This window comes from Winogradskyella poriferorum (assembly GCF_050618035.1).
Taxonomy (GTDB): Bacteria; Bacteroidota; Bacteroidia; order Flavobacteriales; family Flavobacteriaceae; genus Winogradskyella; species Winogradskyella poriferorum_A.
The window spans coordinates 718,927-743,056 of record NZ_JBODPY010000001.1 but is presented as its reverse complement, the minus strand read 5'-3'; the positions used below and the strand labels follow the sequence as shown (position 1 = coordinate 743,056).

At 34.3% G+C, this 24,130-nt stretch carries 23 protein-coding genes and 1 tRNA gene; 14 read left to right on the top strand and 10 right to left on the bottom strand.

All coding sequences use genetic code 11. From position 1 onward, the window contains the following. Window positions 1-3: 3 nt before the first annotated feature. Window positions 4-1,827 carry a cation:proton antiporter gene (locus ACRHOC_RS03295; RefSeq protein WP_431157096.1) on the bottom strand — a complete coding sequence of 608 codons (1,824 nt, stop codon included), beginning with the start codon at window positions 1,825-1,827 and terminating at the stop codon, window positions 4-6. A gap of 113 nt (window positions 1,828-1,940) precedes the next feature. Here ACRHOC_RS03295 and ACRHOC_RS03290 point away from each other — a divergent pair, with 113 nt between their 5' ends. From ACRHOC_RS03290 to ACRHOC_RS03280, 3 genes are read left to right on the top strand one after another with little or no spacing between them, the layout of a single operon-like run. Beyond that, window positions 1,941-2,801 (top strand): MBL fold metallo-hydrolase, encoded by an 861-nt coding sequence (locus ACRHOC_RS03290; protein WP_431157095.1) that lies wholly within the window; start codon window positions 1,941-1,943, stop codon window positions 2,799-2,801. Window positions 2,802-2,812: 11 nt separating this feature from the next. After that, window positions 2,813-4,417, top strand: coding sequence for a S8 family peptidase (locus tag ACRHOC_RS03285; protein WP_431157094.1), 1,605 nt, complete (start codon window positions 2,813-2,815; stop codon window positions 4,415-4,417). 4 nt (window positions 4,418-4,421) lie between these two features. Continuing rightward, on the top strand, window positions 4,422-6,227 hold the full coding sequence (locus ACRHOC_RS03280; RefSeq protein WP_431157093.1) for a M1 family metallopeptidase: 1,806 nt from the start codon (window positions 4,422-4,424) through the stop codon (window positions 6,225-6,227). A gap of 2 nt (window positions 6,228-6,229) precedes the next feature. Here ACRHOC_RS03280 and ACRHOC_RS03275 read toward each other — a convergent pair whose 3' ends face one another. Continuing rightward, window positions 6,230-7,459, bottom strand: a complete 1,230-nt coding sequence (locus tag ACRHOC_RS03275; protein WP_431157092.1) for a succinylglutamate desuccinylase/aspartoacylase family protein — start codon at window positions 7,457-7,459, stop codon at window positions 6,230-6,232. Window position 7,460: 1 nt separating this feature from the next. Then, window positions 7,461-9,305: a CBS domain-containing protein gene (locus ACRHOC_RS03270; protein WP_431157091.1), complete on the bottom strand. Its 1,845-nt coding sequence runs from the start codon at window positions 9,303-9,305 to the stop codon at window positions 7,461-7,463. Between the two features lie 141 nt (window positions 9,306-9,446). Between ACRHOC_RS03270 and rnpA the strand changes: the two genes are divergently transcribed. From rnpA to ACRHOC_RS03255, 3 genes are all read left to right on the top strand, one after another. Further along, window positions 9,447-9,821 (top strand): ribonuclease P protein component, encoded by a 375-nt coding sequence (gene rnpA / locus ACRHOC_RS03265; RefSeq protein ID WP_431157090.1) that lies wholly within the window; start codon window positions 9,447-9,449, stop codon window positions 9,819-9,821. Continuing rightward, window positions 9,821-11,455 (top strand): S41 family peptidase, encoded by a 1,635-nt coding sequence (locus tag ACRHOC_RS03260; protein ID WP_431157089.1) that lies wholly within the window; start codon window positions 9,821-9,823, stop codon window positions 11,453-11,455. Before rnpA ends, ACRHOC_RS03260 begins: the two co-directional genes overlap by 1 nt. An 86-nt stretch (window positions 11,456-11,541) precedes the next feature. Then, the gene (locus ACRHOC_RS03255; RefSeq protein WP_431157088.1) at window positions 11,542-12,360 is read left to right on the top strand and encodes an OmpA family protein; all 819 of its coding nucleotides are present in this window, start codon (window positions 11,542-11,544) and stop codon (window positions 12,358-12,360) included. On the opposite strand, the gene ACRHOC_RS03250 is transcribed toward ACRHOC_RS03255, so the two are convergent. The 3 genes from ACRHOC_RS03250 to rpiB are packed head-to-tail and all read right to left on the bottom strand — an operon-like array spanning window position 12,357 to window position 14,156. Beyond that, a complete protein-coding gene (locus ACRHOC_RS03250; protein ID WP_431157087.1) occupies window positions 12,357-12,800 on the bottom strand; it encodes a GNAT family N-acetyltransferase in 444 nt (147 codons plus the stop codon). The two genes, ACRHOC_RS03255 and ACRHOC_RS03250, sit on opposite strands and share 4 nt — an antisense overlap. 6 nt (window positions 12,801-12,806) lie before the next feature. Next, window positions 12,807-13,721 carry a cation diffusion facilitator family transporter gene (locus ACRHOC_RS03245; RefSeq protein ID WP_431157086.1) on the bottom strand — a complete coding sequence of 305 codons (915 nt, stop codon included), beginning with the start codon at window positions 13,719-13,721 and terminating at the stop codon, window positions 12,807-12,809. After that, complete coding sequence (gene rpiB, locus ACRHOC_RS03240) at window positions 13,722-14,156, bottom strand: ribose 5-phosphate isomerase B (RefSeq protein WP_431157085.1); 435 nt, start codon at window positions 14,154-14,156, stop codon at window positions 13,722-13,724. A gap of 623 nt (window positions 14,157-14,779) precedes the next feature. On the opposite strand from rpiB, the gene rnr reads away from it, so the two are divergent. From rnr to ACRHOC_RS03210, 6 genes are read left to right on the top strand one after another with little or no spacing between them, the layout of a single operon-like run. After that, window positions 14,780-16,978, top strand: coding sequence for a ribonuclease R (gene rnr / locus ACRHOC_RS03235; protein WP_431157084.1), 2,199 nt, complete (start codon window positions 14,780-14,782; stop codon window positions 16,976-16,978). A gap of 46 nt (window positions 16,979-17,024) precedes the next feature. Further along, window positions 17,025-17,276: a hypothetical protein gene (locus tag ACRHOC_RS03230; RefSeq protein WP_431157083.1), complete on the top strand. Its 252-nt coding sequence runs from the start codon at window positions 17,025-17,027 to the stop codon at window positions 17,274-17,276. Then, a complete protein-coding gene (locus tag ACRHOC_RS03225; RefSeq protein ID WP_431157082.1) occupies window positions 17,273-17,572 on the top strand; it encodes a YbjQ family protein in 300 nt (99 codons plus the stop codon). The genes ACRHOC_RS03230 and ACRHOC_RS03225 overlap by 4 nt, the downstream gene beginning before the upstream one ends. A gap of 21 nt (window positions 17,573-17,593) precedes the next feature. After that, window positions 17,594-18,265, top strand: coding sequence for a head GIN domain-containing protein (locus tag ACRHOC_RS03220; RefSeq protein WP_431157081.1), 672 nt, complete (start codon window positions 17,594-17,596; stop codon window positions 18,263-18,265). Window positions 18,266-18,305: 40 nt separating this feature from the next. After that, window positions 18,306-19,004 carry a LysE family translocator gene (locus tag ACRHOC_RS03215; RefSeq protein ID WP_431157080.1) on the top strand — a complete coding sequence of 233 codons (699 nt, stop codon included), beginning with the start codon at window positions 18,306-18,308 and terminating at the stop codon, window positions 19,002-19,004. A 12-nt stretch (window positions 19,005-19,016) separates the two neighbouring features. Continuing rightward, on the top strand, window positions 19,017-19,664 hold the full coding sequence (locus tag ACRHOC_RS03210) for a hypothetical protein (RefSeq protein WP_431157079.1): 648 nt from the start codon (window positions 19,017-19,019) through the stop codon (window positions 19,662-19,664). A 30-nt stretch (window positions 19,665-19,694) separates the two neighbouring features. On the opposite strand, the gene ACRHOC_RS03205 is transcribed toward ACRHOC_RS03210, so the two are convergent. The 3 genes from ACRHOC_RS03205 to ACRHOC_RS03195 all read right to left on the bottom strand — a co-directional run bounded on the left by ACRHOC_RS03205 (window position 19,695) and on the right by ACRHOC_RS03195 (window position 20,407). Next, window positions 19,695-19,765: transfer RNA gene (locus ACRHOC_RS03205), tRNA-Cys, on the bottom strand. Between the two features lie 33 nt (window positions 19,766-19,798). Continuing rightward, window positions 19,799-20,161: a dihydroneopterin aldolase gene (gene folB, locus ACRHOC_RS03200; RefSeq protein ID WP_431157078.1), complete on the bottom strand. Its 363-nt coding sequence runs from the start codon at window positions 20,159-20,161 to the stop codon at window positions 19,799-19,801. Between the two features lie 45 nt (window positions 20,162-20,206). Beyond that, window positions 20,207-20,407 (bottom strand): zinc ribbon domain-containing protein, encoded by a 201-nt coding sequence (locus tag ACRHOC_RS03195; protein ID WP_431157077.1) that lies wholly within the window; start codon window positions 20,405-20,407, stop codon window positions 20,207-20,209. 91 nt (window positions 20,408-20,498) lie between these two features. Between ACRHOC_RS03195 and ACRHOC_RS03190 the strand changes: the two genes are divergently transcribed. Next, the gene (locus tag ACRHOC_RS03190; protein WP_431157076.1) at window positions 20,499-22,505 is read left to right on the top strand and encodes a glutamine--tRNA ligase/YqeY domain fusion protein; all 2,007 of its coding nucleotides are present in this window, start codon (window positions 20,499-20,501) and stop codon (window positions 22,503-22,505) included. An 88-nt stretch (window positions 22,506-22,593) separates the two neighbouring features. Beyond that, a complete protein-coding gene (locus ACRHOC_RS03185) occupies window positions 22,594-23,070 on the top strand; it encodes a DUF1761 domain-containing protein (RefSeq protein ID WP_431157075.1) in 477 nt (158 codons plus the stop codon). Window positions 23,071-23,126: 56 nt separating this feature from the next. Here the strand turns inward: ACRHOC_RS03185 and ACRHOC_RS03180 are convergent, their stop codons facing one another. After that, window positions 23,127-24,053 (bottom strand): SPFH domain-containing protein, encoded by a 927-nt coding sequence (locus ACRHOC_RS03180; RefSeq protein ID WP_431157074.1) that lies wholly within the window; start codon window positions 24,051-24,053, stop codon window positions 23,127-23,129. Between the last annotated feature and the right edge of the window lie 77 nt (window positions 24,054-24,130).

Here is a 24,130-nt window from a genome sequence, read left to right as displayed (position 1 = left end):
CTTTTAAAGAGTCTGCCCTAAATAAACCAATTTACTTTTGGTATCTATTTCCCTTTCAATCTCATCATCAATAGATGGGATAATGTGAATTTCACCTTTGCTTGTTTTTACAAATAATGGTACTTGCTCAGAGTTAGCTTTGATTTTTTCTAAAATGGTATTGTAGTCTTCAATATCTTTAATACTTGCTTCTCTGATATGGGGATGCTCCTCTGAGACTTCCATAAGCATATTAAAATCGTCTGAAAGTGTAAATAAGCCATCGCCTGGTAGTATTTCACCTGCCTCAAGTTCAGCTTTTGAGGCAAGCCTAAAAGAACCATGTTCCCCAAATTGATCACGGTACTTTTCAACAGCATAGCGATTGATATCCGCATTTCCTGTCAGCGCCAATAAATATCCTATATCATTAAGCTCAACATTGTCTTTAAGATTGTCCGAATATATATTCTCTTCGTAGGCCTCAATACCGAGCGCCTCAGCTTCGCTTATATTGCTTTGGTTAGTGTCTACCATTACAACATGCCTGCCATTATCAATTAAATATTGAGCTATTATTCGAGATACCTTAGAGGCTCCAATTATTAAAATCCCTTCGGATTTGGTTAAAAACACGCCCGAAATTTTAGCGAATATTCTTGCTGTTGTAGCATTTAACAATACAGTGCCGAGAACAATCATAAACACCAAAGGTGTAATATATTCAGCACCAACCACATCCTCAGCACTCAGCTTACTTCCAAATAAAGACGCGATACCTGCAGCCACAATACCTCTTGGCCCAACCCAACTGATAAATAATTTTTCATTGGTTCTTAGTTTGGAACCAGATGAACTTATAAATACAGCCAATGGTCTTATAACAAATACAACTGTTAAAAAAAGCGCAACAGTCTCCCATCTGTATAATAAGAGTAGGTCTTCGTAGTTGATGTTGGCCGCTAAAAGTATAAATAAGATAGAGATTAACAAAACACTTAAGGACTCTTTAAAATACAAGAGCTCTTTTATGTTGTCTAGTTTACTATTCCCGATAACCATTCCCATTACCACAACTGCTAAAAGGCCAGATTCATGAGCAAATAATTCGGATTCTACAAATACTAAAAGCACAACAGAAAGCGAAACAACATTTAATAAATAGTGAGGTATAAAATTCTTGTTTATGGCAAATACCAAGGCATGGGCAAAAGTAAATCCGAACGTGGTACCAAATAATACAATCTTACCAAACTCAACAAGTGCTGTTTTGGTGAAGCCAATTTCCCCACCCACAAAAATAAATTCAAATACCAATACCGCCACCAAAGCTCCAATAGGATCTATAAGTATGCCTTCCCATTTGAGTACAGCAGATACGTCTCGCTTTAAAGGTATATTGCGTAATATGGGCGTAATTACCGTTGGTCCTGTTACAATAATTAATCCCGAGAAAAGAAAACATAAGTCCCAAGACAAACCAAATAGATAATGAGCAAGTACTGCTGCTCCAAAAAAGGTTACAGCCGCACCAACCGTGATAAGTTTAGTAATCACTGGACCAACATTTCGAATTTCGCTTCGTTTAAGCGTTAATCCACCTTCAAACAGAATTATACTTATGGCAAGAGAAACAAAATAGAATAATCCTTCACCAGGAAATAGACCTTTCTTTCCATTCCAGATGGGTTCTATCCACTTGGACCCATCCTCGTTTATAAATTCTGCAGCGATTGGTCCAACTAAAAGACCGATTAATATTAATGGTAAAATAGCAGGAATCTTAAACTTCCATGCTACCCACTGAGCTAATATGCCAAGGATGATAATACCTGCTAATTCAACCATCTATAGTTATTTTTAGTGTACCCGAAAATAGGGTTTTTTTTATCAACTCTAAAAATGCTAATAAATCCTTAAGTTTTCAAGGCATTAATTACAATTTTGTAAATTGCGCGATTATGAAATTATACCCCATAAATGCAGGAAATTTTAAGCTAGATGGTGGTGCAATGTTTGGTGTTGTTCCAAAATCCTTATGGCAGCGTACCAATCCCGCAGATTCCAATAATATGATTGACATCGCGGCACGCTGTTTGTTAATAGAAGATGGAGAACGATTAATTCTTATTGATACTGGGATGGGCAACAAACAGAGTGAAAAGTTTTTTGGTTACTATTATTTGTGGGGAGACGACTCTATAGATAAATCACTGGCTCATTTTGGTTTTAGCAGAGAGGATATTACAGATGTGTTTATGACGCATCTTCATTTCGATCACTGCGGTGGAAGCATCCAGTGGAACAAAGACAAAACACTATTAGAACCAGCATTTAAGAATGCTCATTTTTGGAGTAATAAGGATCATTGGGAGTGGGCCACTAAACCAAATCGTAGAGAAAAAGCGTCCTTTTTAAAAGAAAATATCCTACCAATGGAAGAATGTGGACAACTCAAATTTATTGATGTTCCTAGCGATAATATTTCTCAAGATTCATCACTTGGGTTTGGTGTTTTCTTTGCAAACGGTCACACGGACAAGCAGATGGTTCCCATGATTTCTTATAAGGATAAAACCATTTGTTTTATGGCAGATTTGTTGCCAACTGCTGGGCATTTGCCAATTCCGTTTGTGATGGGTTATGATACAAGGCCACTCTTAACTCTAGATGAGAAAGAATTTTTTCTTAATATGGCTGCTGATAATAATTATTACTTATTCTTAGAACACGACGCGCATAATGAAATCATAACTGTGGGACATACCGAAAAGGGTGTTGGGTTAAAAGATACATTTACATGCCAAGAAATATTTAATTAAATAAAATTTATATGAACTTAAGTAGAAGAACTTACGGCTCTTTATTATTTGTTGCCACACTAATGATTGGTTGTGGTAGTACAGCGGATATTTTATCCACTCCAATTGAAAATATTGATACCTCGCCATTAAAGGTTATGGATTTAACTGAGGCTGAGAAGAAAAATTGGGGCCATCTAGATTTAGAGAGAGATACCATCCCTGGAATGGCGGTAGACAGGGCTTACTCAGAAATAATAAAAGGCAAAAAAGGTCAAAAAGTAATTGTGGCGGTTATCGACTCTGGAATTGATATTGATCATGAAGATTTAGATGATGTCATATGGACCAATAAGGATGAAATTCCTAACAATGGTAAAGACGATGATAAGAATGGTTATGTAGATGACGTCCATGGCTGGAATTTTCTGGGCGACGCATATAATGAACAACTAGAATATGTAAGGCTATTGGTGTCTGGTGATACTTCAAATCCAAGATATCAAGAGGCTCAAAAGCAACTAGAGGACGATTATAATCTTTGGACAAGCAGAAAAACACAATACGACCAAATTGCTCAGGCCGTAAACAATGCTGACAAAGCTTTAGTTAAAGCAACAGGAAAAGAAGATTATACGCTAGAAGAGGTTAATCAAATAAAGTCAGAAGATCAAAATGTTATTCAGGCGGTTCAAATAGCGAATAATATCAGTGCAAATGGATTAACACTTCAAGAAGCAAAAAAGGAAATAGAATCAGGCTTAGTAAGCATAAATGAAAGCTTAAACTATAATCTAAATAAGGATTTTAGGGGTAGAAAGACTAATGATGACATCAATGATATTACAGACACATCATATGGTAATGGTAATGTAAAACATATGGTGAAAGATGAATCTCACGGAACACATGTTGCTGGTATTATTGCGGCTGAGCGTAATAATGGGTTGGGAGCAAATGGAGTTGCAAATAATGTGGAAATAATGGCGCTTAGAGTGGTTCCAAATGGTGACGAATATGATAAAGACGTTGCCCTTGCAATCCGTTATGCGGTTGATAACGGCGCAAAGGTGATAAACGGAAGTTTTGGAAAATCCTATTCTCCTCATAGCGCTTGGGTAAGAGACGCTATTAAATACGCTGGAGACAATGATGTCGTTTTTGTCCATGCTGCAGGTAACGACAGTAAGAATGTGGATGTTGAACCTAATTTCCCAGATGACAATGTGAACTTTGTTGAGGTTTCGGATAATTATATTAGAGTCGGTTCATTAACGGAAAATTATGGTTCTAAAATGGTGTCTGGTTTCTCAAATTATGGAAAGAAAAATGTAGATGTTTTTGCACCAGGATCATCTGTCTATTCAACAACTCCAGAGAATGAATATGATTTTAAAGGTGGGACTTCAATGGCAGCGCCAGGTGTAGCGGGTATAGCTGCATTACTTAGATCACAATACCCAAATTTAACAGCTACTCAGGTAAAGCAAGTAATTATGGACTCTGGTTTACCGCTCACAACAAAAGTGGTTGTTGGTGGAGACGCCTCAAATGTGAAGCCGTTTTCAGATTTATCAAAATCTGGTAGAATAGCTAACGCATACAACGCCTTAATTATGGCATCAAAAATAAAATAGAATTATGAAAAAGTTTTTGGTTTGTGTTTTTTGTACAGCCCTATTTACTAATGGTTGGGCAACGGATAAAACATCAATTGATGAAAGTTTAGAACTTAATTCAAATCCAGGATATTGGCAACAACATGTTGACTATACAATGGAAATTGATATGGATGTGGATTCTTACCAATATGTTGGAAAGCAAACGTTAGAATACACTAATAATTCTCCAGATATACTAAATCGTGTTTATTATCATTTATATTTTAACGCCTTTCAGCCAGGAAGCGAAATGGATGTTCGCTCAAGAACCATAGCAGATCCTAGTGCAAAAATTGGTGATCGCATAAGTAAGCTAAAACCAAACGAAATTGGCTATGTCAAAGTCACTTCACTACTTCAAAATGGTTCATCATTAAAATATGAAACCGTTGGAACAATTCTAGAGGTTAAACTAAACCAACCTATTCAGCCAGGTGAAAAAGTAACCTTTGATATGGAGTTTGATGCTCAAGTCCCTGTGCAAATTCGTCGTTCGGGTAGAAACAACAAGGAAGGCGTTGCGCTTTCTATGGCACAATGGTACCCAAAATTGGCTGAGTATGATGATGAAGGCTGGCACGCAGATCCATATATAGCACGCGAGTTTCACGGTGTGTGGGGCGATTTTGATGTAAAACTAAAAATTGATTCAGATTATGTTGTTGGCGGAACCGGTTATCTTCAAGGGGAGCCCAAAAAAGTCGGCAATAAAAAAGAATACCATTTTGTTGCGCCAAAAGTTCATGATTTTACTTGGGCAGCAGATCCGGATTTTGTTCATGATACCTTTGAAATGGAGAATGGTCCAAAGCTTCATTTTTATTACAAGAAAACCATGAACCAAACTTATTTGGACAATTGGAAAAAACTACAGCCAGATACAGCAAAACTAATGGAATTTTTCAGTGAAAATGTTGGTGAGTATCCATACGATCAATATTCTGTTATACAGGGTGGTGATGGTGGTATGGAATATGCTATGTGTACCCTTATTACAGGCGAACGCAATTATGGTAGTCTGCTTGGTGTTACTTCACACGAAATGGCGCATACGTGGTTTCAATTTCTACTGGCTAGTAATGAAGCCAAGCACGAGTGGATGGATGAAGGCTTTACAAGCTATATTTCGTCATTAGCCTCAAATTCACTTAAAGAAAATAAAAGTTCTAATCCGGTTGCGGGTTCTTACAGAGGTTATATCGCATTAGCAAACTCTGGTTATGAACAACCACTAACCACACACGCAGATCGTTATGCTTATAACCAAGTTTATGGCGCTTCGGCCTACAGTAAAGGTTCGGTGTTTTTAGCGCAACTTGGTTATATAATTGGCGAGGAGAACCTTAAGAAAACCATTAAAAAATACTTTAATGATTTTTCTTTTAAACATCCAAAACCTATGGATATAGTGCGTACCGCCGAGCGCATTACAGATTTAGAATTAGACTGGTATTTAATTGATTTTGCACAAACTACAAATACCATAGATTACAGTGTTAAATCTGTAAACGGAAATAAAATCGAATTAGAACGTATTGGATTAATGCCAATGCCTATTGATCTTGTGGTTACTTATGAAGATGGGTCTGAAGAAGCGTTTTACATCCCATTACAGATGATGCGTGGTGAAAAACCAACCACAGCAAATGTTGTTTCTGATTGGGCTTGGGCAATGCCAACCTACACTTTAACTGCGAGTAAGAATGTTAGAAAAGTAGAGATTGATAGATCTATGCTTATGGCTGATGTCAAAAGAGAAAACAACGTATATTCAGTTTCAGAATAAAACTAAAACAGAACAGACCGCAACCAAACAGTTGCGGTTTTTTTATACCAGTTTTCCTTTTTGTACATCTCTTTTTTAGATACGCGTTCTCTATTGTAAAGCAATAAATGTCTCTGGTCTAACTGCTTATTTCGGTAACCGAATAAATGAAATATTGATTTTGCCATTAGTCTTGTTATGGTCAAATCTGCTTTAAGAACACCCATTCTTTTATCGTACCAGCTAATGCCAGGAAGTAATGTCAAAATCGTGTCTGCCTTTATTTTTCTTAGAAAGCTTGAAAGCTCTAAAAAAATATGAGGAATCTTCCGAATAATAAAAAATCCGTCATTTCCAGAATTTTGATACAGTGGCATAAACAGTTTGGCATTGTGCTCAGAATATATGCGTTCACCGTTAGATGTTGCTAAGAAAGCACCTTTTTCAATAGTTTGAAAACTCTCATAACCAGGCTTCATTACAAAAATTTCCTTTGGCTTAATATGGTATTTATAAATAACCTCATAGATAGAAGATGCGCTGAAAGATGCATCTTTTAAAACCTGCTCAAATTCTCCATGGCCACCAAGTTCATCATTTCTTAAATGTCCTGTATGTTTTAATGCTAATGAAATAAACGCGACACAGCTCTTTATAGCTTGAGGATCTACATGCTGCCCAGCCTCAAAACCTAAAGAAACATAACCCAACTTATTTAAATAACTCAGTAGTGGCCCTTCTAAATATTCTTCTATACCTAATACTATAGGGACGGGAAAACATTGAGAGAACTTTCGGTTAATTATAGCATCATTAATCGTAATAAACGGAAGGCTCTTGCTCGAAGTTGTATGAAGGTCAATAAAATATATAGGTGATTTATTGGACCTGAACAGGCCTTTAATAAATTCAAAAAGTTCAATCTGTTCTTGTTCTTCTTGAGAGTATTGTTCTTTGTTTTCAAGAATTTGGAGCTTATCGGTAGTCCACATTCTATTGAGGTCTAATTCAATAAAGCGTTTATTTTTTTTAAGTGCTTTTATATTACCGTAAACAGCATAAATCTCTCCAAAAAGATCATTTTCGTCTACCCTATTTAATACCTTATTTAAGGCATCAACACCCGCAAACTCATTTCCATGAATACCAGCAAAAAACACAACAATAGAGCCAGGCCTTTTACCTTTGAGGTGGTGAAAAATTCTGTTAGGCTTTTGTTCTTTGTGTTTATGGGTTTCTACAACAGCTTGCATTTTAAAAATCACTTGAGGTTAAAATGCCTAAAAGTTCTTTATTTCTAACAACTGGCAAACAGTTTATATCATAGGTCTTCATTAGGTTTTTTGCGTCCTCTAAAGAAGCTTCTTGAGATATGGTAATAAGCGCCTTAGTCATTACATCCTTTACACGAAGGTGTAGTTCTTTATTTCCTAATTTTATCAAATCAGTCCAGGACAATAATCCTGTCAATTCCTTTTTCTTATTAATGACTGGCATATGATGAATTTTCTTCCACCTCATAATATTACTTACCAGTTCTAAGCTGTCGTTTTGATCTACCAATAAAATTTTTGTGTTCATATTGTGCTTCACAATACGACTGATATCAATTTTAAGGTTCTGATCAGGATTAAATTTCCCCCAAGTATCTACTGTTTTATCTTTTAGTTGATTCTTATGCATATAGGCGGTCATATTCTGAAGGGCCTCAAAATTGGTTTTGGATTTTTGCAATTCCCTAAAACTACTTATCATCCATTCGGCACCATTGTTAGATTTTAACCTGTTTTCTATAACAAGCAAATAAGTATTAATATCATCTTTATCAACATTCATTTGTTCTAGGCCTTTTCTAGCTATTGGCAAGAACTCATGCAGGATTAAATCTTGCGCTGATACTAATTTTTTATTCCATTTAAATTGAGTTTCCATCCCATTTCGGGCCGCTTTAAAGAAGTTGTTTTTAGCATCTTTAAAATCCATATTGAGATGAATGTCTTTGTACTTCTCTGGCTGGCCTTTCATTAAACCTACCCAGAACACCATGTTGGCAATTTCATCCTTTAGTGTAGGACCAGATGGTATGTATCGACACTCTATTCTTAGGTGTGGTTTACCACCACCAACACCATAACATACTCTGTTCCATTTATAAACAGTTCCGTTATGAAGTTGTAAAGCTCTTAGTTTGGGTATTTTATCTGCTTCTAAAAGATCTAAACTATTATCATGCTCATCTGAGGTTAATAAACTTCTAAACCTAGCAATGTGGTCTCTAAAAATATCACTTACACTACCACGCTCCCAGTCAGCACCAAAACTTACACGAGATTGTTTTTCGTTATGTATAAAAGAATTTGCTCGTGTATCGATGCTCTGAGTAAAGAGTGCAATTCTTGTTTCAGACCAAAGCTCTCGACCAAATAAAATTGGTGAATTAACACAACTCGCCAATACAGGTCCCGCAATAGCCTGTGCCCAATTATACTTGTCAACAAATTCTTGTGGTGCTATCTGCAGATGGGTCTGGAAGCTTGTGTTACAAGCTTCTAACATAACACAATCATGAATGAGGTTTAGTTCATCAACTCCTTTAATGTGTATATTAAAGTTTTCTCGTCTTGAATCTTTGAGTGAATTATTAAGAACATGATACCTTGGCATGTTGGTCATATACTCCTCTCCTATATGCTTAAGGCGAAGTGTAGGTAAAATTCCTGTTAGAATTATTTTTGAATCTTTTTTGTGAGCCGCTTCTTCAGCTTTTTTCAATAAAGATTTAAGATCTAAGTGAAGTTGCGAAAAACACTTCCCTTTTAGAATCAAAGGGTCTGAATTTATTTCAAGATTATATTTTCCTATTTCTGTTGTGAAATGCTCATCGTTTATTTCTTTAAGCACTTCAATGCTGTTATTGTTTGGAAAATAGTCTTTGGTAACAACACAGAATTCTTGTTCGGCGCCAATACGAATTGGTTCTTCTTCAATCATTTCTTTTTTTAGCATTATATCCAACGCCTCAAGATCTTTTACCAAATGGTGAATATATAATGCTTTATCTTTAGGGCTTTTAAGTTGTTTTACGTCTAAGTGTCCCATAATTAAAGCCAAGTATTGATTTATCTATGTAAGTTACTCCAAATTAGAGCCTAAAAACATGATTTTTATCATAGCGGTCCCACTACAGATTTTGGACAAACCAGAATACAATTCTAATTTTACAGCCAATTGAACCAAAAAATGTCATTTAAATACAGTAAGAAAGACAAACTAAAGAGTAAAAAGAGCATCGATTTGCTTTTTGCAGAAGGTAAATCTGTAACAGCTTTTCCGTTGCGCTTAGTTTATCTTGAAACAGAATTTAATGATGATAGCGTTATTAAGTGTGGTGTATCTGTAAGTAAAAAACTCCACAAAAAAGCAGTTTCTAGAAATAGAATTAAACGCCTAATGAGAGAGGCATACAGACTCAATAGAGGTGATTTCTTTAACAATAGTTCAACACCTTATGCGTTTATGATTTTGTATCTTAGTAAAGATGGAACAACTTTTGAGCAACTAAATGAAGCAATGAAGAAATTGTTCAATAAGTTTCTAGATAAAACCTCAAACTAATGAAAGCCTTATTACATAAAAGAATAATCATACCTGTTCTTGCCATCTGTCTATTTTTTGGCGCCACAGCATTTAAAAGTGATTTCTTTGAAATTGCCAAACAAATAGAAATATTCACAACTCTATTTAAAGAACTCAACATGAATTATGTTGATGATACCAATCCTGGAGACCTAATGGATACTGCTATTAAGAGCATGTTAGATGATTTAGATCCTTACACACAGTTTTATAACGAACAAGATGTAGAAGCTTCTCGTATTAATAATGCTGGTGACTATACCGGAATCGGTGCTAAGGTCCTTACACTAAAAGATAAATTAGTGATTGTTGAGCCTTACAAAAACTATGCGGCTGATAAAGCAGGTCTAAAGGCTGGAGATGAGATTATAAAAGTTGATAATGTTGTCGTTTCAGATTTTAAGGATGACGCCGCAAATTTACTTCAAGGTGCTGCTGGTACTGAGGTTAATATCACCTATAATCGCCAAGGAGCAACCAATACAATTAAAATTATCCGTGAATCTCTTGAAATAAAAGCTGTACCACATTACTCCATGGTTGATGAGAAAACAGGGTATATCGTGCTACGAAAATTTAATGAAAAGGCGTCTTCAGAAACAATAAGTGCACTAAGAGTATTAAAAAATCAAGGCGCCACTCAACTTATATTAGATCTTAGAGGTAATCCAGGTGGTCTATTAAATGAAGCGGTTAATGTCACTAATATTTTTGTACCAAAGAACCAGCTTGTAGTGACTACAAAGTCAAAAGTTAAAAAATACAACAAGACCTATTATACAAGGCGTGATGCCGTAGATACAGAAATACCTTTAGTTATTTTAATAGATGGTAGAAGTGCTTCGGCAAGCGAAATTGTTTCTGGAGCGCTACAAGATATGGATAGAGCTGTGGTAGTTGGAACAAGAAGTTTTGGAAAAGGCTTAGTGCAAAGACCAAAGGCTCTCACCTATGGAACTCAAATGAAAATAACTATTTCAAGATATTACACTCCATCAGGAAGATGCATCCAAGCTTTAGATTACTGGAATCGCGATGAAAACGGTAAGGCTACTAGAGTTAAGAAAGAAAATTACAACAGTTTCAAAACAAGAAACGGAAGAGAGGTATTTGATGGTGGTGGTATTGAACCTGATGTAGAGGTTGAATTTGGTAAAGAATCCACAATTACAAAGGCTATTCTAAATGAAAATCTAGTTTTTAATTATGCTACCAATTTTTACTATAATAACACAGTAGATGAGTTGTTAGAATTTGAATTTTCTGAAGCTGACTATAAAGATTTCAAAAAATACTTAAAACAATCTGGTTTCAACTTTGAAACTAAAACCGAACAAGCTTTTAATGAGGCTATGGCTATAGCTGAAGATGAGGAATTGACTCGTGTAATAGATTCTGATTTTCATAATTTATCTGCCTCATTACAAGCCTTTAAGTCTAACGCAATAGATGCTAATAAAACACAGTTAAAAGCATTGCTAACTGATGAAATAATAAAGCGTTACTTCTACAGTGAGGGCTTATACAGCTACTACAAAGCCAATAATTCTGACATTAAAAAAGGGCTAAGTATCCTCAATAATCCTGAGCAATATGCTAGTATTTTGAGGTAAAAAATTAAAATTATTTATATTTAACATTTGAGAAACCCTTTGGTTCTAAGAAATTATTGGATAAAATGAGACCCTTAATCATTTTTATGTGCTTTTTTATTCAGCTTTCTTTTTCACAGAAAGTATTGAAGCATCAGGTCTATTTTGAAACTGATAAATTTGATATTCCAGAAACCGAACATAGCAGATTACTCCTATTTTTATCTGATATAGAAAACCTAGATATTGAGAAGGTTTCTATTTATGGATTTTGTGATGATAGAGGAAGTGACTCCTATAATATGGTCCTGTCGCAACAGCGCGCAGATGCTATTAAAGAGGTGTTTTCTAATAATGAATTTGATGAGTCCAAGATTACCAATGTTGATGGTAAAGGTGAAATACTGCTCAACATAATTCATGAGGAAAATCTTAGCAAGATTAGAGGTTTAAACCGTAAGGTTGAGATTATTGTACAACCTTATGATCCACCAAGGAAAATTGTATCAAAACCAATTAAAAAATCAACTGAAGATAAGTTAAAGAGCGATCTTAAAGAAGGTGATAAAATACTTCTAGAAAATATATTATTTAAAACAGGATATAGTTATCTAACCAAAGAGTCTAAGATAAGATTAGATAAAATTGCAGAAGTTCTGGTTGAGCGTAAAGATATCTACTTTACTGTAGAGGGTCATGTTTGTTGCACCCATGGCACTCGAGATGCTATTGATAGAAAAACAAAAAAAAGAAACCTTTCCGTAGCTAGAGCAAAAACTGTTTATGATTTCCTTGCAAAAAAAGGTGTAAGTCGCACACGTATGCGCTATGTTGGTTTAAAGCGTAAATTTCCTCTTGGTGGTGAACCTGCCTTTGATAGACGTGTAGAAATACAGGTTACTAAAATTGATAAAAACGCTAATTAAGCTCTTAGCATATTAATGTGTGGAATACCATCTTCCAAGTACTCCTCTCCTACCTCAACAAATCCTAAGTTATTATAAAAAGACTTTAAATAAGTTTGGGCTGAGATACGGATTTCTGAAGTTTTATAATTCTTTATAACTGCCTCAATAGAAGCATTCATAATATCGTAACCATATTTATGTTGACGATAAGAGGCTTTAACTACTACCCTTCCAATACTAGCTTCATTAAAATAATCTCCTGGTTTAAAAATCCTAGTATATGCCACAAGCTCATGATTACTATAGCCAAGAACATGAAGTGCCTTTTGATCTTTACCATCTATATCTTGATAAACACAATCTTGTTCCACAACAAACACTTCACTTCTTAGTTGTAATAAATCATACAACTGTTGTGTATTCAGTTCTTCAAATGATAATACTTCTGTTTTTAACATGGTTGTTTAATCTTGTACAATAACATCCTTTGCATCACATTTTCCATATTCTGGCTGAATATTAATGTGATTAATATCGTACTTTTTAAATATTAATTCCTCAATTTGATTTAATATTAAATCAAATTGTGATAATGTTATATCCTCATTAAAATCAATGTGTGCTTCTAAATGAACTTCGTCTTCATTTAATTGCCAAATATGTACATGGTGCACATTCTTTACTTCTTTAATTGTTTGTATATCAGCAACTATAGTTTTCACAGACATTGAATCTGGTGTAAATAACATCAATACCTTAAACGAGTTTTTTAATAGATCCCAACCCATTATAACAAGATAAATAGCAATGGCTAAGGTTAATACACTATCAATCCACCAGATCTCATAGAATTTCATCAACAAACCACCAATAAGTACAGCTACACTAGCCATCATATCTGTAAGTAGGTGTAAATAGGCGCTTTTCATATTCATATTATGATCCGCACTTTTCTTTAATAATAATACACTTAATCCATTACCAAGTATTGCGATTGCAGAGAGCCAGATAACAAGATTGGATTCAATTTGCTGAGGGTTTGAAAACCTATCAATAGCTTCAATAATTAATAAGATAGCTATGATTATTAAAGAAGATGCATTTATAAAAGCAGCTAAAATCTCAGCACGTTTATAACCAAAAGTACGTTTTAAGGAGGCTTTTTTCTTTACAAGTTTATTAGCAATCCAACTGATTATTAGAGATACTACATCTGTAAAATTGTGTAATGCATCGCTTAATAATGCTAAGCTTCCTGAAACAATACCACCAATAACTTGCGCTATTGTTATAGCGATGTTTAAAAGAATTGAAATGAATAGATTACGACCATTATGATCGTGGTGATGGTGATGTTTATGGGAATGTGAGTGACCCATTTAACATGATAATGGAATCTTATCTATACGTCGTTTATGACGACCACCTTCAAACTCCGTATTTATAAATACATCAACCATTTTTATAGCCTGAAGAATGGATGTAAATCGTGCAGGTATACAAATAATATTAGCATCGTTATGCTGTCTTGTTAGATGTGTAATTTCAGAATTCCAACATACTCCTGCCCTAACCTTTTGGTATTTATTTGCAGTCATAGCTACACCATTAGCCGTACCACAAATTAAAATTCCAAAATCTACTTTTCCAGCATCTACATCGCTAGCAACAGGATGAACAAAGTCTGGATAATCTGCACTGTTCGTGGTATCCGTACCATAATTTGTAATACTAAATCCCTTCTCTTCTAGATGTTTTACAATTGCAGATTTATACTCTGGTCCTGCATGATCATTTCCTATTGAAACCGTCATTTTTTATAGCTATTAATAATGAACAACAAAGTTACACTTTTTTAAATCTGGTTAATAGTTTATATCACTACATGTTAATAACTGTTTACAACTATTTAAAAGAAAAATTAGGAAGAGTTGAATATTTTTTCAAACCAAAAGTAGAGCGAGAAATAAAAATTATTTAGTCATTTTTTTCTAGTAAGTTATTCATATACCTAATAAGAGAAATTAACACTGTTATTCTAAATAATTATAAAATTATTCTATTAACAATAGATATTAACAGCTGTTTATAATAAGTAAGATTTCCTTTAAAATCAACAGTTTATAACTTTTTATTATGTTAACTAATTAGTGACAGATTGTAAATTATAATTTTTCAAAATAAAACTACTAAAACTTATACTAACAATTAACAAACAATAATAATCACTATTTCTTTTTTTAAATTTTAAATAAAGAATAATAGTAATAATATAAAATGTGAATAAGTGAATTTTTTTAATTTAACCTTAACTAAACACTTTATTACTTTATTAGTGTAATTTTGTAGGAAACTTGATACCCTTACTTCCGCCGATGTCAAGTTTTAGAAAAGAATTCCTATCACCTTTAGGAAAATGAAAATGATTACAAACTAAATGGCAAGAAAGAAAAAAAGGAGATCTAGAACAAACAAGATTTCTAACTTAACGAATACAATTCTTAGTATTTTAAAAAAAGAACGTAATAAAACGTTTAACTATAAACAGATTGCTTCTAAGCTTGGTGTTAATGATGCTAGTAGTAGAAACCAAATCATTAAAAAACTAGCACAGCTAAAGATTAAAGGTGAAATTGAAGAAGTCGATCGAGGTAAGTTTAAAGCGTTCGTTACTACGGAATATTTTACAGGTATTTTAGATTTATCATCCAAGGGTAATGGTTATGTTATATGTGACGATTTCGAAGAGGATATTTTTATAGCTTCAAATAATATAAACAAAGCTTTAGATGGAGATGAGGTTGAATTTTATGCGTATCGAAGAAAACATAGAGGTAAACAAGAAGGTGAAATAACCCAAATTATAAAACGTGCTAAAACTGAATATGTTGGTACTATTCAAATCCAGGATAAGAAGAATTTTGCATTTGTAGTCGCAGACAATTCAAAAATGTATACAGATATTTTTGTTCCAATAAATAAAACAAAAAAAGCTGAAGATGGTGATAAAGTTTTGGTAGCACTGACAGATTGGCCAGATAATGCAAGTTCCCCTTATGGTAAAGTAGTGAAAGTATTAGGAAAACCTGGTGAACATAGCACCGAAATCCATTCTATTTTAGCAGAATATGGACTACCACATGAATTCCCTTATGAAGTTGAGTCTTACGTTAAGAAACTAGATCTTTCAATTACTAAGGAGGAGATAGCAAAGCGTAGAGATATGCGTAATGATTTAACTTTTACAATAGATCCTAAAGATGCTAAAGATTTTGATGATGCTTTATCTTTTAAAGTATTAGAAGACGGTTTATATGAAATAGGAATTCATATTGCAGATGTATCTCATTATGTAAAACCAGATACGGTTTTAGATGATGAAGCTTATGAGCGTGCTACGTCAATCTATTTGGTAGATAGAGTAGTACCTATGCTACCAGAAGTACTTTCAAATGGCGCATGTTCGCTGAGACCACACGAAGAGAAATACACCTTTTCTGCAGTTTTTAAGATGAATGATAAGTGTGAAATTAAAAACCAATGGTTTGGTAGAACAGTTACATATTCTGATGCAAGATTTGCATATGAAGAGGCACAATCTATTATTGAAACACAATCTAATTTAATACCAGAAGATGTTTCATTAACTGGTAAAGCCTATAAAACGGATCAAGCTATTGCCGACGCTATTATAAAACTAGATGAATTGGCAAAAAAAATGCGTGCTACACGTATGCGAACTGGTGCTATATCTTTTGATAAGGTTGAGGTAAAATTTCATTTAGATGAAGAGGCAAACCCAACAGGCGTATTCTTTAAAACAAGTAAAGATGCGAATAAGTTAATTGAAGAGTTCATGCTCCTAGCTAATAAAAAAGTAGCTGAATTTATTGGAAAACAGAACCCTAAGAAAACTTTTGTTTATCGTGTTCACGACGAACCAGATGAAGCAAAATTATCGCAGCTTCAAAATATAGTAAGCCGATTTGGTCATAAATTAAATTTTAAAGACCGAAGTAGTGTGGCTTCTTCGTTAAACAAACTTTTAGTCGATGTGGTAGGTAAGAAGGAACAAAATCTCGTAGACACATTAGCTGTTAGGAGTATGTCTAAGGCAGAATATACAACCCAAAATATAGGTCATTATGGTTTAGCTTTTCAGTATTATTCACATTTTACTTCACCTATTCGACGTTATCCAGATGTGATGGCGCACAGATTGTTACAACACTATTTAGATGGTGGAAAATCTGCTAATGAGGAGTTGTATGAAGAAAAGTGTAAGCATAGCAGTAATATGGAATATTTAGCTACTAAAGCAGAACGTGATTCTATAAAGTATATGCAGATACGTTTTATGCAAGATCATCAAGACGAAGAATTTAAAGGTGTTATTTCTGGTGTTACAGATTGGGGAATTTATGTTGAAATTATGACTAATAAGTGTGAAGGTATGGTGAGTATAAGAGACCTAAAAGACGATAGCTATGATTTTGATCAAGACCTTTACGCTATGATCGGAAGAAATACACACAGCATGTATCAGCTAGGCGAGGAGGTTATTGTGAAAGTTAAGAGTACTGATCTCGTACGAAAACATCTTGATTTTTACATGATTGGAAAGGCTGAGGATTAATATAGAAGATGTTAGTCAAATTTAGATAGAGTAATATTTCTCATTTATGAAAAACGATATATGTAATGCATGCGGATCGTCAAAACTAATGCACGATATGAAAATAGTAGATTTCGGTCATGGCAACGTAAAAAACGACTTATCTGTTATTGTGCAAACAACGGATAGGGCATTTTTAAATAAATTTGAAAAGGGTAAACTAAGAGCACAAATATGTGGTTCTTGTGGTAAAGTAGATTTAACTGTTGTTAATCCACAAGAACTCTGGGAGGCTTACTTAAAAAACAAATCTATATGATTTTAACTACCACTAATACTATCGAAGGTTTCAAAATTGTTGATTATTTAGGAATAGTAACTGGTGTTTCTATGAACAGTGAAGTCCTATCAATGGGATTTAGTATGTCTAAGTATATCAACAAAATTCAAGATAGTGTAGACAACGTAAAAGAGAATGCGTTTCAGAAATTAAGGGAGAATGCAAAAAAATTAAATGCAAATGCCGTGGTTGGTATAAAAGTTGAAATAGAACTAACCACAAGTAATTATGCTATGGTATCTGTAACAGGTACTGCAGTTAAAGTCACAGAATAAAAAATTATTAATTAAGCTATTATGAAAAAATTCACATTAATCCTCGCGTTTATTATCAGTTTACCAGTTCTTGCCCAACAGACCATTGAAAAATCTTTAGGAGAGTTTTCTACTGTTAAGGTCTATGATTTAATTAATCTTAATATGATTCAGTCTAATGAAAATAAGGTTGTTATTTCTGGAAGAAACAAAAACGATGTTGAGGTATTAAACAAAAATGGTAAACTAAAAATTCGTATGAATATCGAAGAAATATATGACGGTAATGACACTGTTGTAAGTTTATATTATACCTCTGTAGAAGAGATCGACGCTAACGAGGGATCTAAAGTTGCCGTAAAAGAGACAATAGAACAATTTGAGATAGAACTAAGAGCTCAAGAAGGAGCTGAGATTACTACAGATCTTAAGACTAAATATGCTACAGTTAGAGCTGTAACAGGAGGGATTATAAATGTTTCTGGGAGTTCTAAAAATCAAGATTTATCAATATATACTGGCGGCATTGTTAACGCAAAGGAGTTTATTACCGAGAAAACAGAGGTTAGCATTAATGCCGCAGGAGAGGCTTTTATCAATGCTTCAGAATTTGTTGATGTAAGAATCCGAGCAGGTGGTGATGTTTATATCTACGGAAATCCAAAACGAATCGATGAGAGTCGTGTTTTTGGAGGACGAATCAAGCGTATGTAAATAGCAGAATTATTACATTTGTGTAAATCCAAAGCTTTACATGATTGATGATATTTTAACGGCAATTCCATTTGGTGTAATCTTAGCGTTTACAATTGGACCAGTCTTCTTTGTTTTACTTGAAACAGGTGCAACTAAAGGCTTTAAAAGTGCTGTAATATTTGATCTAGGTGTAATATTTGCCGATGTAGTCTTTATAGCACTTGCTTTTTTTAGTACCAATAAACTTGTAGATAAGATAAAGGACGATCCTAATTTTCTAATTTTTGGTGGTGTATTATTAGTGGTTTACGGTATAATATCATTTATAAAAACATCTCGATCTTTCCGATCTATAGTTAAAGAATACGGCAGAATTGAACTTCCTAAAAGAGACTATGGGAAATTATTTATAAAAGGATTTTTACTCAATTTTATAAATATAGGTGTCTTGCTTGGTTGGCTTGGGTTTATTGTGATAGGAACATCCCTTACTAAATCTGAAAATGGTATTATTGTGTTTATAGTTACCATGCTTACGACCTATTTTTTAACAGATTTAATAAAAATTGCCTTAGCTAAACGATTAAAGAATAAGTTAACACCTAGGAGAGTTTTTAAAACAAAAAAAATCATTGCTATTGTCATTTTAGGTTTTGGTATACTTCTATTAACACAAGGTTTGTTTCCAGAACTTTATGAAAAAAGTAAAGAACAGATCGATAAGGTGAACCCAATAAATCAAGATATAAATTACTAAACCTATTAGGTTATGAATAAACTTATAACAGCATTAATTGTATGTTCTGTAATGTGTGGCTTTTCTCAAGGCAAAAGAGAGCATTATGTATTGCCTGAATTTACAGAAGGAGTTTTGTTAGATAAAAATGGAGAGCTGAGTAAGGGTAAGGTGAATTACAATGCTCTAGTGGAAGCTGTAGTTTTGAAAGAAGACGGTAAGTATGTGCCTTTGCGAAATGACTTAGCAAGAAATGCTGATACACTTTATGTAGGAAAAAGGAAGTTTGTAAATAGAAGCGGTAAGTTTTATGAATTGCTTTTTGATTCTGATACTGATTTGTTTGTTGAATACTATTGTGTTCTTAAATCAAGCACTGAAGATCGTAGTGCTTATGGTAGCTCTAGTCAAACAGGGACAGCTGTAGTACAAAGACAAGTTTTTAATCAAAATATTTTTTACGATTTAGAGCTCCCTGAGCTGTATACTGCAGAGCTCAAATACCGATATTTTATTGTTACAAGTAAAGGTGAAATCACGATTGAATCTTTAAGGGACATTAAGAAGAAATACAGTAGACTTAAGAAGAAATATAGCAACTACAAAAAGGACAATAAAGTAAATATTAAAGACCCTCAAAGCATCGCTAAATTGGTCGAATACCTTGAGAGTAATAAATAAAAAAACCCTTCGTTTAGAAGGGTTTTAGAGAGGCGTCTAGCGGATTCGAACCGCTGTACAAGGTTTTGCAGACCTTTGCCTAGCCACTCGGCCAAGACGCCCTTATAAGGGTGAGCAAATATAAAAATTATAAGTTATTTATTGGCTTTCTGCGACATTTTTATAGTCACCATTTCCACATCACCACCTATTGGAGGATTAATTTTACTAACGGATACATCAGCTTTTTTTACGAGCTTATCTTCGGCGAAAATACGGTCTAATATACGTTGTGCAACCGTTTCCAATAATTTTGAAGGAATAGCCATTTCTTCTCGTACAACCCTGTTCAAAAAAACATAATCAACAGTGTCGGATAACTCATCCGTTCTTGCAGATTTAGACAGATCTACTTTAACGACTAAATCCACTCTATAATCACTACCTATTATGGTCTCTTCTTTAAGGCAACCATGGTGTGCATATACACGAATATTTTTAACTTTAATTATTCCCATATTACAAATATAAGCCTTTATAAAGCTGATAAAGAAAGGCTCTTATTAATTAGTAAAAAAGTCAAATATGTTGCTGATAGCGCTGGTTTTAGCTTTAAAAAATTCAGTGTACGTGCAATTTTTACAAGTTACAGAAGTAAATTTTTTGTTTTGCACATCAAATATTTTGGAGAGGGTTCCACCAGTAGCTCTCATTTCTCCAAGCTCATAGGTTGTATTCTCACATTTTGGACATTTATAATTCATCGTTTTTTGGTTTAAAAGGTTTCTATTCTATACGTAGTGTATAGTGTATTAATGTTACATTTTACTTAATTTTACGCATTAAAATTTTGAGATGTCAGAGGAGATAAAATCACTCAATTTTATTGAGCATATTATAGAAGAGGATTTAGCAAATGGTCTTCCAAAAGAAAATTTGCGCTTTCGTTTTCCACCAGAACCAAATGGGTATTTACACATAGGACACACCAAGGCTATTGGTATAAGTTTTGGGTTGGGTGAGAAGTATGGCGCACCTGTTAATTTAAGGTTTGATGACACTAATCCAGCTAAAGAAGAGCAAGAATATGTAGATGCGATTAAAAAGGATATTTCTTGGTTGGGCTACAAATGGGCTAACGAGCTCTACTCTTCTGATTATTTTGAAAAGCTATATGATTGGGCTATAAAGATGATAAAAGATGGAAGAGCTTATGTAGATAGCCAATCATCAGAAGTTATGGCGGAGCAAAAAGGAACACCAACTGAGCCAGGCACCAACAGCCCATATAGAGGAAGAAGTGTTGAGGAGAATCTAGACTTATTTCAAAGAATGAAGGCTGGTGAATTCCCTGCAGGCACTCACGTTTTAAGGGCTAAGATTGATATGAAGGATCCTAACATGTTAATGAGAGATCCTATTATGTACCGTATTATGTATGCGCATCACCACAGAACTGGTGACGAGTGGTGCATTTATCCTATGTATGACTGGACACATGGTGAGAGCGATTACATAGAGCAAATCTCTCACTCGCTTTGTTCATTAGAGTTTAAACCTCACAGAAAGCTTTATAACTGGTTTAGAGACCATGTTTATGAATATTCGAAGGATGTGTTGCCTTTACCACCAAAACAGCGCGAATTTGCCCGTTTAAATCTTAGCTATACCATTATGAGTAAACGAAAGTTACTTCGACTGGTTGAAGAAGGTGTGGTATCGGGTTGGGATGATCCTAGAATGCCAACTATTTCTGGATTAAGACGAAGAGGGTATACACCAAACTCTATTCGAAATTTTATCGAAAAGGTCGGTGTGGCTAAGCGCGAAAATGTAATCGATGTTTCGCTTTTAGAATTTTGTGTGCGTGAGGACTTAAATAAAACCGCAAATAGGGTTATGGCTGTGCTTAACCCTGTTAAAGTTGTGATTACCAATTATCCTGATGACAAAGAAGAATGGCTAGATGCAGAGAACAATCAAGAAGATGCTGGTGCTGGATTTAGAAAAGTCCCTTTTTCAAAAGAAATTTATATCGAAGGAGAAGACTTTAAAGAAGAAGCAGGTAATAAATTCTTTAGGCTAAGACTAGGAGGAGAGGTGAGGCTTAAAAACGCATATATTATTAAAGCTAATGAGGTTGTAAAAGATGAATCTGGTGAGATTACAGAAATTCATTGTACTTATGACACTGATACTAGTAAGAAGGTGAAAGGCACATTGCATTGGGTATCTATCAAACATGCAATTACAGCTGAAGTTAGAGAATACGATAGATTGTTTATGGATGAGTCACCTGATGGTGACAAGGACAAGGATTTTATGGAGTTTTTAAACCCTAATTCTTTGAAAATTAAAACTGGTTATCTAGAGCCTAGCTTATCTGAAGCTAGTGCTGGAGACAGATTTCAATTTCAGCGTTTGGGGTATTTTGTTGTCGATGCAGACTCTAAAAGTGGTGCTTTAGTATTTAATAAAACAGTTGGTTTGAGAGATAGTTGGGCAAAGCAAAAACCAAAACCACAAAACAATCAGAAACCTCAACAAAAACAGCCACAACAAAAGCGTTCGGCGATTAGTGTTGTACAACAATTAGGAAAGAAGTACACAAATCTTCCTGAAGAAAAACAACAAAAAGCAAAGGCAGAAATTCAAAAGCTTGCTTCAGAGATCTCTTATGAGGAGTTGGAGCCTTTGTTTGGAACAGCAGTCAAAAAATCAGGTACTAGAATTGCGACCATGATTGTGTTGAAGGAAATGCTCAATAGCGGTTTGAAACGAAACCAAAACATTGATGATTTTATCAATAAGGGGCTAGAGGATAAGAATGAATTATTGGTTGCAGAAGCGTCGCAAATTTAAATTCAAATAATAAATACACATACACCCTTTAGAACCCTCTAAAGGGTTTTTTTGTACATTAGAGTCACTAACTATAAATCAAACAATTATGGAATTGAACTTTGTTGCAATTATTGTGGCTGCAATTTTGCCCTTAATAATTGGTGCTATTTGGTATAATCCAAATGTAATGGGAACTGCTTGGATGAAAGCTTCTGGCATGACCGAAGAAAAAATGAAAACAGGAAACATTGCGTTAATTTTTGGTGTTACACTTGTCCTATCATTTATGCTTGCATTCACCGTAAACGGTATGGTAATCCATCAAGTAGCAGCACAGCAATTGGCTTTTACTAATCCTGATGCAGAATCATTTAAAGCCTTTATGGAAGAGTTTGGGAATATGCACCGTAATTTTGGTCATGGTGCGTTACACGGCGCTATAGGCTCAATATTTTTTGTGTTGCCTGTTTTAGGTATTAATGCCCTTTTTGAAAGAAAAGGTTGGAAGTATATTTTAATAAATGTTAGCTATTGGACTATTACTTTAGCTGCTATGGGATCCATTCTTTGCGGCTGGGTTTAGAATACTTAAATAAGAGAAAAAAAACCGGAGTAAGATGCTCCGGTTTTTTATTCTAGTTAATTGTCTTCTTTTTTATTGGCGTTTTTCATTGCCTCTCCAATTTGATTACTAGCTGTAAAACTAGCCACCATATCGTTTAACATGTTACTTCCTGCTTGAGGTGAATTTGGTAATAATATTAGATTACTGTTGGTCTCTCCACCAATAGCTTGCAAGGTATCATAGTGCTGGGTTACAACAATTAGCGCTGACGCTTCTTGCGAGTTAATACCAACCTTGTTTAATACCTCTACAGACTCTTCTAAACCACGCGCGATTTCACGTCTTTGGTCGGCGATACCCTGTCCTTGTAAGCGCTTGCTTTCTGCTTCTGCTTTAGCTTTTTCTACGATAAGAATTCTTGCAGCATCACCCTCAAACTGTGCTGCAATTTTTTCGCGCTCAGATGCATTAATTCTATTCATTGCTGCTTTTACTTGTGCGTCAGGGTCAATATCAGTAACAAGAGTTTTAATGATGTCGTAACCATAATCAGACATGTATTCTTGAAGATCGCGCTTCACCGCAATTGCTATATCATCTTTTTTAACAAAGACATCATCTAACTTCATTTTTGGCACCTCGGCACGCACCACGTCAAATACAAATGATGTGATTTGATCGTGTGGATATTCAAGTTTATAGAAGGCATCATAAACATTGTTTTTTACCACAACATATTGTACAGAAACCTTAAGTTTTACAAACACATCATCTAAAGTTTTAGTTTCCACAATAACATCAAGCTGCTGAATTTTGAGACTTAAACGTCCAGCAACACGATCTACAAGAGGTATTTTGATTCTTAAACCAGATTGTCTAACTGCTTGAAATCTTCCAAAACGCTCAATAATAGCGGCAGTTTGTTGTTTAACGATAAAGAATGAAGAAATAAAAATAAGAAGACCAAAAAATATAATTGGTATTAAAAAAAATTGACCCATGACTAAGTTATTTTAGGTTAGTGAATATGAAGTATTAAATTTAAGTAATATTAAATTATTTTATTTAGGTTTGTTTG

What these genes read in the sequence shown, in the direction of transcription:
- ACRHOC_RS03295 (WP_431157096.1), bottom strand. Translation starts at nt 1,827, where the DNA reads ATGGTTGAATTAGCAGGTATTATCATCCTTGGCATATTAGCTCAGTGG.
- ACRHOC_RS03290 (WP_431157095.1), top strand. Translation starts at nt 1,941, where the DNA reads ATGAAATTATACCCCATAAATGCAGGAAATTTTAAGCTAGATGGTGGT.
- ACRHOC_RS03285 (WP_431157094.1), top strand. Translation starts at nt 2,813, where the DNA reads ATGAACTTAAGTAGAAGAACTTACGGCTCTTTATTATTTGTTGCCACA.
- ACRHOC_RS03280 (WP_431157093.1), top strand. Translation starts at nt 4,422, where the DNA reads ATGAAAAAGTTTTTGGTTTGTGTTTTTTGTACAGCCCTATTTACTAAT.
- ACRHOC_RS03275 (WP_431157092.1), bottom strand. Translation starts at nt 7,459, where the DNA reads ATGCAAGCTGTTGTAGAAACCCATAAACACAAAGAACAAAAGCCTAAC.
- ACRHOC_RS03270 (WP_431157091.1), bottom strand. Translation starts at nt 9,305, where the DNA reads ATGGGACACTTAGACGTAAAACAACTTAAAAGCCCTAAAGATAAAGCA.
- rnpA (WP_431157090.1), top strand. Translation starts at nt 9,447, where the DNA reads ATGTCATTTAAATACAGTAAGAAAGACAAACTAAAGAGTAAAAAGAGC.
- ACRHOC_RS03260 (WP_431157089.1), top strand. Translation starts at nt 9,821, where the DNA reads ATGAAAGCCTTATTACATAAAAGAATAATCATACCTGTTCTTGCCATC.
- ACRHOC_RS03255 (WP_431157088.1), top strand. Translation starts at nt 11,542, where the DNA reads ATGTGCTTTTTTATTCAGCTTTCTTTTTCACAGAAAGTATTGAAGCAT.
- ACRHOC_RS03250 (WP_431157087.1), bottom strand. Translation starts at nt 12,800, where the DNA reads ATGTTAAAAACAGAAGTATTATCATTTGAAGAACTGAATACACAACAG.
- ACRHOC_RS03245 (WP_431157086.1), bottom strand. Translation starts at nt 13,721, where the DNA reads ATGGGTCACTCACATTCCCATAAACATCACCATCACCACGATCATAAT.
- rpiB (WP_431157085.1), bottom strand. Translation starts at nt 14,156, where the DNA reads ATGACGGTTTCAATAGGAAATGATCATGCAGGACCAGAGTATAAATCT.
- rnr (WP_431157084.1), top strand. Translation starts at nt 14,780, where the DNA reads ATGGCAAGAAAGAAAAAAAGGAGATCTAGAACAAACAAGATTTCTAAC.
- ACRHOC_RS03230 (WP_431157083.1), top strand. Translation starts at nt 17,025, where the DNA reads ATGAAAAACGATATATGTAATGCATGCGGATCGTCAAAACTAATGCAC.
- ACRHOC_RS03225 (WP_431157082.1), top strand. Translation starts at nt 17,273, where the DNA reads ATGATTTTAACTACCACTAATACTATCGAAGGTTTCAAAATTGTTGAT.
- ACRHOC_RS03220 (WP_431157081.1), top strand. Translation starts at nt 17,594, where the DNA reads ATGAAAAAATTCACATTAATCCTCGCGTTTATTATCAGTTTACCAGTT.
- ACRHOC_RS03215 (WP_431157080.1), top strand. Translation starts at nt 18,306, where the DNA reads ATGATTGATGATATTTTAACGGCAATTCCATTTGGTGTAATCTTAGCG.
- ACRHOC_RS03210 (WP_431157079.1), top strand. Translation starts at nt 19,017, where the DNA reads ATGAATAAACTTATAACAGCATTAATTGTATGTTCTGTAATGTGTGGC.
- folB (WP_431157078.1), bottom strand. Translation starts at nt 20,161, where the DNA reads ATGGGAATAATTAAAGTTAAAAATATTCGTGTATATGCACACCATGGT.
- ACRHOC_RS03195 (WP_431157077.1), bottom strand. Translation starts at nt 20,407, where the DNA reads ATGAATTATAAATGTCCAAAATGTGAGAATACAACCTATGAGCTTGGA.
- ACRHOC_RS03190 (WP_431157076.1), top strand. Translation starts at nt 20,499, where the DNA reads ATGTCAGAGGAGATAAAATCACTCAATTTTATTGAGCATATTATAGAA.
- ACRHOC_RS03185 (WP_431157075.1), top strand. Translation starts at nt 22,594, where the DNA reads ATGGAATTGAACTTTGTTGCAATTATTGTGGCTGCAATTTTGCCCTTA.
- ACRHOC_RS03180 (WP_431157074.1), bottom strand. Translation starts at nt 24,053, where the DNA reads ATGGGTCAATTTTTTTTAATACCAATTATATTTTTTGGTCTTCTTATT.